The sequence below is a fragment of the Stenotrophomonas maltophilia genome (genome assembly GCF_001274595.1).
Lineage (GTDB): Bacteria > Pseudomonadota > Gammaproteobacteria > Xanthomonadales > Xanthomonadaceae > Stenotrophomonas > Stenotrophomonas forensis.
Genome location: NZ_CP011010.1, coordinates 3626513 through 3638761, shown reverse-complemented (window position 1 = coordinate 3638761; position 12249 = coordinate 3626513). Strand labels below are relative to the sequence as shown.

Genomic DNA, 12249 nt, shown 5'->3' with positions numbered 1-12249 from the left:
ATGCGTTGGGAAGTCGTAGGCTGGGGCGCACTGGCATTGCTGCTGTTTGCCGCCGAGGCACTGGCGCCAGGCGCGTTCATGTTGTGGATCGGCATCGGTGCGGCGGCCGTGTTCGTACTGGTTGCCGTGTTCAGTGGCATTCCCCTGTTGTGGCAGGTGGTGGCGTTCGTGCTGCTGAGCATTGTTTCGATCCAGTGCTACCGGCGCTGGGGCAGGGCACGGGCGCGGCCCAGCGATGCGCCCTTGCTCAACCGCCGCGCCGAGCAGCTGGTCGGACGGGTGGTGCCGTTGCAGCAGGGCATCGTCGGCGGGCAGGGCCGGGTCAGCATCGACGACGCGTACTGGCAGGTCAGCGGCCCGGAACTGCAGGCCGGCAGCCTGGTGCGGGTGGTGGCGGTGCAGGGCAGCACGCTGCAGGTCGAGCCGGCAGACCGCCCCCTGTAGAGCCGCTGCGCTGCGGCACGCCTGCGGGCGACCGATCTGGGATAATGGGGATTCTTGTTTCCTCTGCTGCCGGACCCGGTCATGACCCAGAAGACGCTGCTCAACGATACCCACCGCGCCCTCGGCGCCAAGATGGTCGATTTCGGGGGTTGGGACATGCCCATCCACTACGGCTCGCAGCTCGACGAGCACCATCTGGTGCGTCGCGAGTCGGGTGTGTTCGACGTCAGCCACATGACCGTGGTCGACCTGCGCGGTGACCAGGTCAAGCCGTTCCTGCGCCGCCTGCTGGCCAACTCGGTCGACAAGCTGAAGGTGCCGGGCAAGGCGCTGTACTCGTGCATGCTGAATCCGCGCGGCGGCGTCATCGACGACCTGATCGTCTATTACCTCGGCGACGATTTCTTCCGCATGGTGGTCAACGCCTCCACCCGCGAGAAGGATCTGGCCTGGCTGCGCGAGCAGGCCGCGCCGTTCGGCGTCAGCGTCGAGCAGCGCCCGGACCTGGCCATCCTCGCCGTGCAGGGACCGCAGGCACGCGACATCGTGGCCGGCCTGGTCGGCGGCGCCGACCGCGACGCGCTGGCCAAGCTTGGACGTTTCGCTGCCCTGCAGGTCAAGGCCGACGATGGTGTCGAGCTGTTCGTCGCCCGCACCGGTTACACCGGCGAAGACGGCTTCGAGATCCTGCTGCCGCAGGAAGCAGTGGTCGCGTTCTGGAACCGCCTGCTGGCCGCGGGCGTGAAGCCTGCGGGCCTCGGTGCGCGCGACACCCTGCGCCTGGAAGCCGGCATGAACCTGTACGGCCAGGACATGGATGAAGAGATCAGTCCTTATGAAGCGGCACTGGCCTGGACCGTGTCGCTGGACGAAGGCCGCGACTTCATCGGCCGCGACGTGCTGGAAGCGCAGAAGGCTGCCGGCAGCGCGCGCCAGATGATCGGCCTGGTGATGGACGAGAAGGGCGTGCTGCGCCACGGCCAGGCGGTGACCACCGCCAGCGGCCAGGGCGAGATCCTGTCCGGCACCTTCTCGCCAAGCCTGGCCAAGGGCATCGCGTTTGCCCGCGTGCCGGCCGGCGAACTCGGCGAGGTTACCGTCGATATCCGTGGCCGGCAGGTGCCGGTGCGCGTGGTCAAGTTCCCCTTCGTGCGCGAAGGCCAGGCCCAGCCCGGCGTGCTTGCCGACGCCTGATCCGAACATGCCGGTCGTCACTGACAGCAGTGGCGGCCGGTTGGTTACACTAGCCCCGTTTTTTCCACCCCTGCATATCTCTGGAGCAGTCCCATGAGCGAGATCCCCGGCGACCTCAAGTTCCTCAAGTCCCATGAGTGGGCCCGTGTCGAAGGCAACGGCCGCGTCACCGTCGGTATTTCCGACCACGCCCAGGGCCTGCTCGGTGACCTGGTGTACGTCGAGCTGCCGGAAGTCGGCGCGACCGCCAAGGCCGGCGAGCAGATCGCCGTCGTCGAATCGGTCAAGGCCGCTTCGGACGTCTACAGCCCGATCAGCGGCAAGGTCGTCGAGGTCAACTCGGACCTGTCCGACAAGCCGGAAACCATCAACGAAGATGCCTACGGCGAAGGCTGGATGTTCGTGGTCGAACTGACCAACGCCGAAGAGCTCAACGAGCTGCTGGACCCGGACGCATACGCCGAAGCCCTGGAAAACGAAGACCACTGAGTCGTCGTTCCCGGGTTCGGACACGGCCACCTTCGGGTGGCCGTTTTTGTTTTGGCGAACGCGCCGGACTCATGACGCAGGGTTCGCTGCACACCCTCGACGCGGCATCAGCCGACCTGCGGGCGGTGCCGACGGGCGTGCGCAGTTTTGCGCAAATCCGCGTTTCCACCCTGCGTCGGCGCGTCCGGATGTGAAAACTTTTCGCCCCCCGTTGCGGTGCCGTTGTGCTGGCGTTGGCACTGGCGACGACCGCCGTTGGCGATGCGTGTCCGTCACTGCGAATCGCATCCGTGCATCTACGCGGAGTGCTTATTTCAAGTGTTTTTTGTTCAACGCATGCATTGCTGGTGTTGTCGCCAGCGTGCGTGCGTTGTGCTTTGAGGGTCGTTGCGGGCGGAGCGCAACGGCCGTGCAGGCGCCACCGGGAATGGCGCGGATGTGAAAATTTTTCGCGGGGGTTGTTGACAGTAAAAAAAACCGTGATTAGGTTTCGCCTCAGCAGACCTTGCCTGCCCAACCGAGTGCGCAGAATCAATCGTCCGATGCGAAGCAGCCCCTTCAAGACCACCGCGACCCTGATGACGGTGGACATGGCCCCGCTTCCCCCGGAGAAATGCAAGGCACCTCCCGTTCCGATGCCCGCTCCGCCGATCGAGGCGGGCATTGCCGCATCCGTAACGGCGCGCCTGACGCGCCGGCGGTCCCCGCACGCAGCACCTGCGGGTTTGATCCACCTGGGCGTTTCAACTCCCTATCACTGACGAGGAGCCATCCCATGGCAACCAAGAAAGCTGCGAAGAAGAAGCCCGCCGCCAAGAAAGCGGTGAAGAAGGTCGCGAAGAAGGCCGCTGCCAAGAAGGCAGTGAAGAAGGTCGCGAAGAAGGCGACCGCCAAGAAGGCAGTGAAGAAGGCTGCGAAGAAGGTCGCCAAGAAGACCACTGCGAAGAAGGCAGTGAAGAAGGCGGCGAAGAAGGTAGCCAAGAAGTCCACTGCCAAGAAGGCCGTCAAGAAGACCGCGAAGAAGGCCGTCAAGAAGGTAGCCAAGAAGGCCACCAAGAAGACTGCCAAGAAGGCCACTGCCCGCAAGCCGGCCAAGAAGGTCGCCAAGAAGGCAGTAAAGAAGACTGCAAAGAAGGCGGTGAAGAAGGCAGTCAAGAAGACCGCGAAGAAGGCGACCAAGAAGGCTGCCCCGAAGAAGGCAGCGAAGAAGGTTGCCAAGCGCAAGCCGGCCGCCCGCAAGAAGAAGGCCGCTCCGGTCGCTCTGCCGGCAACGCCGGCGCCGCTGATCTAAGTACTTCCCGATAGCCGCATCCTGAAACCCCTTCCCTGTTGCCCAGCAGGGAGGGGGTTTTTTTATGGGCGCTCGCCGCCATGGGCAACGGTAGAGTCGACTGCCAGTCGACTGCTTCACCGCCCTTGTAGGGTCGAGCACGCTCGACTCCATCGATCACCGGCGGTCGAGCACGGCGCTGTGCAGACGAACAAAAAGGGCGGCCCGCAGGCCGCCCCTCATGCTTACGGCACAGCTCGCCAGATCAGCGCGGCGAGGCCACAGCGCGGTTGCTCGAAGCCCCCTTGCCCTTGCGCTTGTCCTGCTGCGCGGGGCTCGCGCCCTCGGCCATCAGGTTGTCGCTGCCGAAGTCGGTGTCCACGTCCAGCCAGCGCTGCGCCGGCAGGCCGAGCGCGGAATCGAGCACGGTCGGCAGCAGGCCACTGGGCAGGCCGCTTTCGCCGTTCCACATGATGGCGATGCCGAGATCACGTTCCGGCACCAGCGCGACCAGGCCGCGATAGCCCTGCACCGCGCCGGCATGGAAGACTACGTCGTGGCCGGCGTAGTCGAAGGTGCGCCAGCCCAGTGCGTAGCCGGCAGAATGCAGGCGCTCGCGGCGCCAGCCCGAACGCATCTCGCCGGGGGTGTTGATCAGGCTGGAATGCAGCGTCGCCAGCAGCGGTGCCGGCAGCACGTCCGGGCGGTGCCCGGTATGGGCCAGCAGCCACTGCGCCATGTCGCTGGCGCTGGCATTGACGCCAGCGGCCGGGGCGACGCGGTAGTAGGTCGGCTTCGGCGTCAGCGATACCCAGCCGTTGCGGCTGCGCACGTGCGGACGCGCCCAGCGCGAGCTGGCCTGGATGCCGGCCAGGCCGAGGCTGGCATCGTTCATGCCCAGCGGCTTGAAGATGCGGCGTTCGACCGATTGTTCGTAGAAGCTGCCCGAGGCGGCATAGACCACGTCGCCGATCAGGCTGAAGGCCACGTTCTGGTACGCGTAGCAGTCGCCCGGCAGGCACTTCAGGCTGGTGTTGGCCAGCTTCTGGGTCAGCGCGTAGTACTCGGCGTTGCCTTCGATGTCGCGGTCGTAGGCGTTGTAGGGCAGGCCGACGCGATGGCTGAGCACGTCGGCGACGGTCAGGCGGTCGGTGGCCTCCGGTGAGTTCAGGCGGAAGCCCGGAACATAGTCGGTGACCTTGCTGTCCCAGCGCAGGGTGCCGTCGTTGACCAGCAGGCCGGCCATGGTGCCGGCGAATGCCTTGGACAGCGAGGCCAGGCGGAACACGGTATGCGCATCGACCGGCAGCGGGTTGTTGACGTCGGTGACGCCGTAGCCGCGCGCGCTGAGGATGCGGCCGCCCTGCACGATCGCCACTGCCATGCCCGGCACGCGCTCGCCATAGGTGAGCTGCTGTGCCATCGACTCGATGTTGGCGACGTTGAAGCCTGCGGCCGGGGCCTGCACCTGCGGCACCAGGCCGGTGCGGTAGGCCGCCGGCTGGGTGTGGGCGACGGCGGTGGCGGCGGCCGATTCGATGTTGGCCGGCATCGGTGGCAATGCCGGCGGGGTCTGCGCGGTGGTGGACAAGGCAACGGGCATCAACATGCCCAGCAAACCGGTGGCCGCCGAACGGATCGGACGGCGCAGGCTGTTCTTTTTCATCGGTTGGACCCGTGCGCGACTGCTGATGGCGATTCTAGCGCCGCTTTTCCCCTGTGCACAAACAAAGCGAAGATGAATGCGCATCTCGTTGAAAAAGTTGGAATTTTGACGCTCCAAATGCGTGTGTCGGAACGTGTCATCCGGACCTTCCGTAGACCTGGCCCCAACGTCCATCGGCGGTCGCCTGCTGGCGATGTTGCATTGCATTGGCTAACGTACGCGCTTCACTGCGCCCGGAGCCTGCGATGCCACTGTCCAACCGCCGTCTGTGGGCGAGGGACGCCGCGTGAGCGCGGCATCGGGCAAGGGGCCGCTGCGCGGACTGGTGGCGGCGCTGCGCGAGTCGCCGGCGCTGTGGTGGTCCTTCCTGTATTTCTTCTGCCTGCTCAGCGGTTACTACGTGCTGCGTCCGGTGCGCGAGGCGATGGCGGCCTCGGCAGACCTGGAAACGGTGTTCCCGCCGATCCTGATCGGCTGGTTCGACCGTCATGGGATCGCGTTGAAGGACTTCGTCCTGCAGTTCCTGTTCACCTGCGTGTTCGTGATCATGCTGGTGTTGCAGCCGGTGTACGGCTGGCTGGTCAGCCGTTTCCCGCGCCGGGTGTTCCTGCCGGCGGTGTATGGCTTCTTCATCGTCACCCTGCTGGGGTTCTACGCGCTGTTCGACAGCGGGGTACCTGGCCGGGGCATGGCCTTCTTCCTCTGGGTCATGGTGTTCAACCTGTTCGCGGTAGCGGTGTTCTGGAGCTTCATGGCCGACGTGTTCTCCAACGTGCAGGCGCGCGCGTACTACGGCTACATCGGCGCCGCCGGCACCGTCGGTGCCTTCCTCGGCCCCATCATCACCAGTGCGCTGGTGATGCGCGTGGGTATCGCCAACCTCATGCTGGTCTCGGCCGGCTTCCTGCTGGTGTGCCTGCTGTGCATCTGGCGGTTGCGGCATTGGGCGGTACTGCGCGAACGCGAGCAGCAGCTGGTGTCGGGCGAGCAGCCGATGGGCGGCAGCGTGCTCGATGGCCTGAAGCTGATCGTGCGTGAGCCGCTGTTGCGCTGGCTGGCGGTCATGGTGGTGTTCGGGGTGGGCGTGGGTACGCTGCTGTACAACCAGCAGGCCAGCATCGTGCGCGCGGCCTTCACCGACCCGGCGGCCAGTACCGCGTTCTTCTCACGCATCGACCTGGCGGTGAACGCGCTGGCGCTGTTGATGCAGCTGGGCCTGACCCGCTGGCTGCTGTCACGCCATGGCATCGCGCCGGCGCTGCTGATCCCGGGCTTCGCGATCCTGATCGGCTTCTCGGTGCTGGCTGCCTCGCCGATGCCACTGATGGTTGCGGTGGTGCAGGTGATGACGCGCGCCAGCGAATTCGCGCTGGCCAAGCCGGCGCGCGAAACCATCTACACCCGCGTGGACCGCCAGTGGCGCTACAAGGCCGGCGCGGCGATCGACACGGTGGTCTACCGCGGTGCGGACCTGAGCTTCACCTGGGTGCACAAGGCACTGTCGTTGTTTGGTTCGCATGTGGTGTTCATCGGCGGCGTACTGGTTGCCGGCTTCATGACCCTGGCCGCGTTCGGCGTGCTGCGCGAAGAAAAGAAGCTGCCGCGCGACCGCTGAACCGGTCCGGCTTTTTCGAGGAGAGGAACGATGTTGATGATCGCGCTGTTGCTGACCGTGCTGGTCGCGGTGCTGCACCTGTACTTCCTGGTGCTGGAGATGTTCCTGTGGACCCGCCCGCTGGGCCTGAAGACTTTCCGCAATACGCCGGAGAAGGCCGAGACCACGCGGGTACTGGCGGCCAACCAGGGCCTCTACAACGGCTTCCTGGCGGCGGGGATCGTGATGGGGCTGGTGATCGATCAGCCGGTGCTGGTGACGTTCTCGCTGGCCTGCGTGGTGGTGGCGGGGTGCTATGGCGCGTACAGCGTGAGCCGGCGCATTTTCATGATCCAGGCGGTGCCGGCGATTCTGGCGTTGGTTGTTCGCGCGGTGGTGTGAGTTTCCGGCCAACGGCGCAGCCCCTCGTGGGTGGGTCGCGTAGAGCTTGTTATGGGGTTGGTCGGGCGGGTGGACTGGGCAGGGGACGCCGTGAACCCGTCCCTGGGGGCTTGGCCGCCGCATCCATGCGGCGGACACCCCTGCCCAGCCCACCCGCCCGACCCCTGACAGTTTCCGTGCGCGGCCAGCCCACGGAGAAAAAAAGAAGATCAACAGCAACAGCAACAGCAATAGCAACAGCAATAGCAAAAAGCGGCCGGTGGGCCGCTTTTGCTTTTGCTCTTCTTTTTTCTCTTCCGTGGCTGGACGCCGCAGAGATCTGTCAGAGGCCGGAGGGGTGGGGCCGGGCGGGGTATCCGCGCCATGGATGGCGCGGCTAAGCCCCCAGGGATGGGTTCACGGCGTCCCCGCCCGGCTTCACCCCTCCGGCCCAACCGATAAACCGCTTTCAGCGTCCAACCACGAGGGGCTGCGCCGTTCGCGGGAACCCTATTTCGCCGGCGACATCCACATGTCGATCACCGCGCTGAACACCTCGATGCCCGCACGGTCGCGCACACTCACCGTCACCGGCAGTGCGTAGCCTTCAGCGGCCGCCACGATCGGCTGTGCCGGCAACGCCACCGCCTGCAGCGTGCCACGTGCCTTGGCCAGGTACTGCACCTGCATGCCCTTCGGAATCCAGCGCATGCCCTTCGGCAGCGAGGCATCCACCATCAGCCCGGCGGTCAGCTCGGCCAGGTTGCACATCGCAATCGCGTGCACCGTGCCGATGTGATTGCGCACGCTGCGGCGGTCGGCCAGCGTGCCTTCGCAACGGCCATGCTCCAGGCGGGTGATGCGCGGCGCGATGCTGGCGAAGTAGGGCGCCTTGAAGCACACCGCGCGCGAGAACAGCCAGCTGCCGGCGGGCCAGCGCTGCAGGCGGTGATAGAGCGAGAGCAGGGGCGTGGACATGGTGGGTATTCCGGTCGGCGGATAAAGCGACGGCGGGCCGAGGCCCGCCGTCGAAGGCAACGCGTGTCGCGGGCGGTCAGGCCGCCTGCGAATGCGGGTCCTTGTGCTGGCGGTCGTAGTAACTGGCCGCGCGCAGTTCGTGGGTGTCGAAGTCGTCCACGGTGATCGTGTCCAGGGTCAGCGTGCGCAGCTCTTCCAGCAGGCTGCGCTCGTCCTGGGTGATCACGCCTTCGGCCACGGCTTCGTCCAGCTGCGCCTTGAAGTCCAGCGCCTCGATGCCCTTGCTCTTCAGCGCCTTCAGGAACTTGCGCTCCACCGGCTCGGCCATGATCGCCTTGCTCAGGTAGCTGTTGATGCGGCCACCCGGGTTGTTCTCGCACGGGGTCAGGAACACGCCATTGGCCAGGCGGTCGCGGGCTTCGTTCGGCGCCATCAGCAGGGCGGCCACGCGACGGCTCAGGCGGTCGCCCGGGGCTTCAGCACGACGGCCCAGCGGGAAGATCAGCGCCCACATCAGCCAGCCGATCGGACGGATCGGGAAGTTGCGCAGGGCGGCCGACAGCGATTCCTCGATCTTGTGCACACTGTCATGGAAGGCCCAGGCCAGCAGCGGCTGGTCGGCCTGCGGTGCGCCTTCGTCGTGGTAGCGCTTGAGCATGGCGCTGGTCATGTAGACATGGCTCAGCACGTCGCCCAGGCGGCCGGACAGCGATTCCTTGAACTTCAGCTTGCCGCCGAGCGTCATCATCGAGATGTCGGCCATCAGCGCCAGGTTGGCCGAGTAACGGTCCAGCTTGCGGAAGTAGCGGCGCGTGTAGGCGTCGCCCGGGGCGGCACCGAAGCGCGCGCCGGTCAGGCCAAACCAGAACGAACGCACGGCATTGGAGATGCCGAAACGGATGTGGCCGAACAGGCTGCGGTCGAACTCCTGCAGGCCGGCACGGGTGTCCGGATCCTGCGCCGCCTTCATTTCCTTCAGCACCCACGGGTGGCAGAGGATCGCACCCTGGCCGAAGATCAGCAGGCTGCGGGTCATGATGTTGGCACCTTCCACGGTGATCGCGATCGGCGCGGCCTGCCAGCTGCGGCCGGCGAAGTTGCGCGGCCCCAGGATGATGCCCTTGCCGCCGATCACGTCCATCATGTCCGAGATCACTTCGCGGCTCATGGTGGTGCAGTGGTACTTGGCGATCGCCGACGGCACCGACGGCACGTCGCCACGATCAACCGCCGCAGCGGTAGCCTGCGACAGCGCGCTGATCTTGTACGCCTTGCCGCCGATGCGGGCCAGCGCCTCTTCAACGCCCTCGAAGCGGCCGACCGACAGGCCGAACTGCTTGCGGATGCGGGCATAGGCGCCGGTCACGGCGGCACCGGCCTTGGCGCCGCCGCTGGCGGTGGACGGCAGGGTGATCGAACGGCCCACGGCCAGGCACTCGTTGAGCATGTTCCAGCCCTTGCCGGCCATCGCGGCGCCACCGATCAGCTGGGTCAGCGGGATGAACACATCCTTGCCCTTGATCGGACCGTTCTGGAAGGTCGAGTTGAGCGGGAAGTGGCGACGGCCGATTTCCACGCCGGCGGTGTCGCGCGGCAGCAGGCCCAGGGTGATGCCGATGTCGCGGGTGTCGCCGATCAGGCCATCCGGGTCGTACATGCGGAAGGCCATGCCGATCAGGCTCGCGACCGGGGCCAGGGTGATGTATCGCTTGTCGAAGGTCAGGCGCACGCCGAGAACCTGCTCGCCGTTCCACTCGCCCTTGCAGACGATGCCGTAATCGGGAATCGAGGTGGCGTCGGAACCGGCGAACGGACCGGTCAGGCCGAAGCACGGAACCTCGCGGCCATCGGCCAGGCGCGGCAGGTACTGGTCCTTCTGTTCCTGGGTGCCGTAATGCACCAGCAGTTCACCCGGGCCCAGCGAATTCGGCACGCCAACGGTGGAGCTGACCACCGAGGACACCGAGGCCAGCTTCTGGATCACCTTGTGGTGGGCCAGCGCGGAGAAGCCCAGGCCGCCGTATTCCTTCGGAATGATCATGCCGAAGAACTTGTTCTTCTTGATGAAGGCCCACAGTTCCGGCGGCAGGTCGGCATGGACGTGGGTGATTTCCCAGTCGTTGACCATGGTGCACAGCTCTTCGACCGGGCCATCGAGGAAGGCCTGCTCTTCGGCGGTCAGCTGCGGCTTGGGGTAGTTCAGCAGGATGTTCCAGTCCGGATCACCGGTGAACAGCTCGCCTTCGAAACCGACCGAGCCGGTTTCCAGCGCGATGCGCTCGGTCTGCGACAGCGGCGGCAGCACCTTGCGGAACACCTTCATCATCGGGGCGGTCAGCAGCGGCTTGCGGATGAACGGCAGCAGCAGCGGCACGGCGATCACCGCCAGCACCGCGGCCGCGACGATCGTGGCGGTCTGGTTGACGTAGGGAATGAACCAGCAGGCGGCCAGCAGGGCCACGCTGATCAGCGTCCAGGTAACCAGCCGCATGCGGTGGTAGGCGACGAACGCGCCTGCCAGCAGCAGGGCGAGGAAGGGAAGAACGATGCTCATGAGCGTGCTCCGGTGACGTGCTCGTTTGTGGCGGACGAAGCTGCAGCATCCGCTGCGGGCAACACGTCCAGATAGTCCAACACAGTAGCGGTAAAGGCGTCGTTGTCATCGCCGGCGACCATATGCGTGGCCTGCGGCAGCTGTACATGGCGCGCGTGCGGCGCCAGCGCCAGGAATTCGGCCACGGTCTGCGGCGTGACCAGGTCACTGCGGCCGCCGCTGACCAGCAGCAGCGGGCATTTCACCTGGCGTGCGGCTTCGGCCAGCGCATCCTGATGCTGCTCGCTGTCGCGGGCCAGCTCGGCCACCAGGCGCGGATCCCAATGCCAGCGCCAGCGGCCGTGGCCGTCCTCGCGCAGCAGTGCACGCAGCGACTGCTCGGACTTGCGTGGCCGGTGCGGCATGTAGGCCGAGATCACGTCGGCGGCCTCGGTCAGCGACGCGAAGCCATCGGGATGGGCGGTCATGAACGCAAGGATGCGTTCGACACCAGCGGTGTCCCAGCGCGGGGTGATGTCGACCAGCACCATTGCCGAGAACAGGCCGGGCCAGCGCGATTCGGCCAGCAGCCCGAACAGGCCGCCCATCGACGCGGCAACCAGCACCGGCGGGCGCGGTTGCTCGCCGGCCAGGACGATCAGGTCATCGGCGAACTGTTCGCCGTGATACGGCAGGTCGGCGGCATTCCAGTCCGAATCGCCATGGCCGCGGGCATCGTAGGCCAGGGTCTGCAGGCCGGCCGCGTTCAGCGCGCGCGCAGTGGCATTCCAGGCGTGGCGGGTCTGGCCGAAGCCATGCGCGAACAGCACCCGGCCGCGACGGCCGTGGTCACTGGCGGTCGCTGCCAAACGCGCGCCATGGGCAGCGTCCAGGCGCAGGTCATGGAACGCAGCGGGAGTAGGGGACGTAACCATACCGGATAGTATGGATTGCTTGAGGGGGAAGTCAATACTGCATGGTATGGTGCACTGCGGCAGGGGGGCCGGCAGGGCCCGTAACGGTTTCCACCGCAACGGCGTACTGCAACGAACCCCGGCGTATGGTTAAATCAGCCCATGAATCAACCTGACGCTTCCGCCGGCGAACCGCGCGCCGGCCGCAACAGCCGCCTGAGTGCCGAAGACTGGGCCCAGGCGGCCCTCGACCTGATTGCTGAACAAGGTGTAGGTGCCGTCGCGGTGGAACCGTTGGCACGGCGCCTGGGTGTGACCAAGGGCAGTTTCTACTGGCATTTCCCCTCGCGCGATGCCCTGCTGCAGGCGGCGCTGGAACGCTGGGAACTGTTCGAACAGGAACAGGTGTTCGGCAGCCTCGAGGATGTGCCCGATCCGCGCGTACGCCTGCGCCAGCTGTTCCAGATGGTCGCGCACGAAGTGCAGCCGCACATCATCTACAGCGAACTGCTGAAGGCGCTGGATCATCCGATGGTGCGCCCGGTGATCGACCGCGTGTCGCAGCGTCGCCTGGACTACCTGATTGCCTCGTTCCGCCAGGCCGGGCTCAGCTCCACCGATGCGCGGCATCGCGCGCGCCTGGCGTATGCCGCGTATGTCGGCTTCCTGCAGCTGTCGCTGCAGCTGCAGCAGCCCAAGCAGGCCCGCGAGGATTTCGAGGCCTATGTCGAGCACCTCATCGAGACGCTGATTCCGAACGGTTGAAGATCGCCGTCCTGGTCACGA

11 protein-coding genes are annotated in these 12249 nt (G+C 66.1%); 7 read left to right on the top strand and 4 right to left on the bottom strand.

Annotation, left to right across the window (positions count from 1 at the left end; genetic code table 11):
• From VN11_RS16665 to VN11_RS22590, 4 genes are all read left to right on the top strand, one after another.
• Entirely contained in the window at positions 1–444 is a 444-nt protein-coding gene (locus VN11_RS16665; protein ID WP_053450539.1) for an NfeD family protein, read from the top strand.
• 81 nt (positions 445–525) lie between these two features.
• Complete coding sequence (gene gcvT, locus VN11_RS16660) at positions 526–1638, top strand: glycine cleavage system aminomethyltransferase GcvT (RefSeq protein WP_053450538.1); 1113 nt, start codon at positions 526–528, stop codon at positions 1636–1638.
• Between the two features lie 93 nt (positions 1639–1731).
• Entirely contained in the window at positions 1732–2127 is a 396-nt protein-coding gene (gcvH, locus tag VN11_RS16655) for a glycine cleavage system protein GcvH (RefSeq protein WP_053450537.1), read from the top strand.
• 775 nt (positions 2128–2902) lie between these two features.
• Entirely contained in the window at positions 2903–3418 is a 516-nt protein-coding gene (locus VN11_RS22590; protein ID WP_053450536.1) for a hypothetical protein, read from the top strand.
• 244 nt (positions 3419–3662) lie between these two features.
• Here the strand turns inward: VN11_RS22590 and VN11_RS16645 are convergent, their stop codons facing one another.
• Positions 3663–5063 carry a serine hydrolase domain-containing protein gene (locus VN11_RS16645; RefSeq protein ID WP_006464418.1) on the bottom strand — a complete coding sequence of 467 codons (1401 nt, stop codon included), beginning with the start codon at positions 5061–5063 and terminating at the stop codon, positions 3663–3665.
• Positions 5064–5349: 286 nt separating this feature from the next.
• Here VN11_RS16645 and VN11_RS16640 point away from each other — a divergent pair, with 286 nt between their 5' ends.
• Positions 5350–6678 (top strand): NTP/NDP exchange transporter, encoded by a 1329-nt coding sequence (locus VN11_RS16640; protein WP_053451367.1) that lies wholly within the window; start codon positions 5350–5352, stop codon positions 6676–6678.
• A 30-nt stretch (positions 6679–6708) separates the two neighbouring features.
• Positions 6709–7059: a DUF1304 domain-containing protein gene (locus VN11_RS16635; RefSeq protein ID WP_053450535.1), complete on the top strand. Its 351-nt coding sequence runs from the start codon at positions 6709–6711 to the stop codon at positions 7057–7059.
• Positions 7060–7548: 489 nt separating this feature from the next.
• Here the strand turns inward: VN11_RS16635 and VN11_RS16630 are convergent, their stop codons facing one another.
• The 3 genes from VN11_RS16630 to VN11_RS16620 form a co-directional block, all read right to left on the bottom strand.
• Positions 7549–8016 carry a hotdog fold domain-containing protein gene (locus VN11_RS16630; protein WP_053450534.1) on the bottom strand — a complete coding sequence of 156 codons (468 nt, stop codon included), beginning with the start codon at positions 8014–8016 and terminating at the stop codon, positions 7549–7551.
• Between the two features lie 76 nt (positions 8017–8092).
• Positions 8093–10570 carry an acyl-CoA dehydrogenase gene (locus VN11_RS16625; RefSeq protein ID WP_053450533.1) on the bottom strand — a complete coding sequence of 826 codons (2478 nt, stop codon included), beginning with the start codon at positions 10568–10570 and terminating at the stop codon, positions 8093–8095.
• Positions 10567–11484: an alpha/beta fold hydrolase gene (locus VN11_RS16620; protein WP_053450532.1), complete on the bottom strand. Its 918-nt coding sequence runs from the start codon at positions 11482–11484 to the stop codon at positions 10567–10569. The genes VN11_RS16625 and VN11_RS16620 overlap by 4 nt, the downstream gene beginning before the upstream one ends.
• Before the next feature lie 141 nt (positions 11485–11625).
• On the opposite strand from VN11_RS16620, the gene VN11_RS16615 reads away from it, so the two are divergent.
• Positions 11626–12228 carry a TetR/AcrR family transcriptional regulator gene (locus VN11_RS16615; protein ID WP_006464233.1) on the top strand — a complete coding sequence of 201 codons (603 nt, stop codon included), beginning with the start codon at positions 11626–11628 and terminating at the stop codon, positions 12226–12228.
• The last annotated feature ends 21 nt before the right edge of the window (positions 12229–12249 follow it).

Excerpts from the sequence above, each read along its gene's own strand:
- VN11_RS16665 (WP_053450539.1), top strand. The coding sequence starts at position 1 with ATGCGTTGGGAAGTCGTAGGCTGGGGCGCACTGGCATTGCTGCTGTTT.
- gcvT (WP_053450538.1), top strand. The coding sequence starts at position 526 with ATGACCCAGAAGACGCTGCTCAACGATACCCACCGCGCCCTCGGCGCC.
- gcvH (WP_053450537.1), top strand. The coding sequence starts at position 1,732 with ATGAGCGAGATCCCCGGCGACCTCAAGTTCCTCAAGTCCCATGAGTGG.
- VN11_RS22590 (WP_053450536.1), top strand. The coding sequence starts at position 2,903 with ATGGCAACCAAGAAAGCTGCGAAGAAGAAGCCCGCCGCCAAGAAAGCG.
- VN11_RS16645 (WP_006464418.1), bottom strand. The coding sequence starts at position 5,063 with ATGAAAAAGAACAGCCTGCGCCGTCCGATCCGTTCGGCGGCCACCGGT.
- VN11_RS16635 (WP_053450535.1), top strand. The coding sequence starts at position 6,709 with ATGTTGATGATCGCGCTGTTGCTGACCGTGCTGGTCGCGGTGCTGCAC.
- VN11_RS16630 (WP_053450534.1), bottom strand. The coding sequence starts at position 8,016 with ATGTCCACGCCCCTGCTCTCGCTCTATCACCGCCTGCAGCGCTGGCCC.
- VN11_RS16625 (WP_053450533.1), bottom strand. The coding sequence starts at position 10,570 with ATGAGCATCGTTCTTCCCTTCCTCGCCCTGCTGCTGGCAGGCGCGTTC.
- VN11_RS16620 (WP_053450532.1), bottom strand. The coding sequence starts at position 11,484 with ATGGTTACGTCCCCTACTCCCGCTGCGTTCCATGACCTGCGCCTGGAC.
- VN11_RS16615 (WP_006464233.1), top strand. The coding sequence starts at position 11,626 with ATGAATCAACCTGACGCTTCCGCCGGCGAACCGCGCGCCGGCCGCAAC.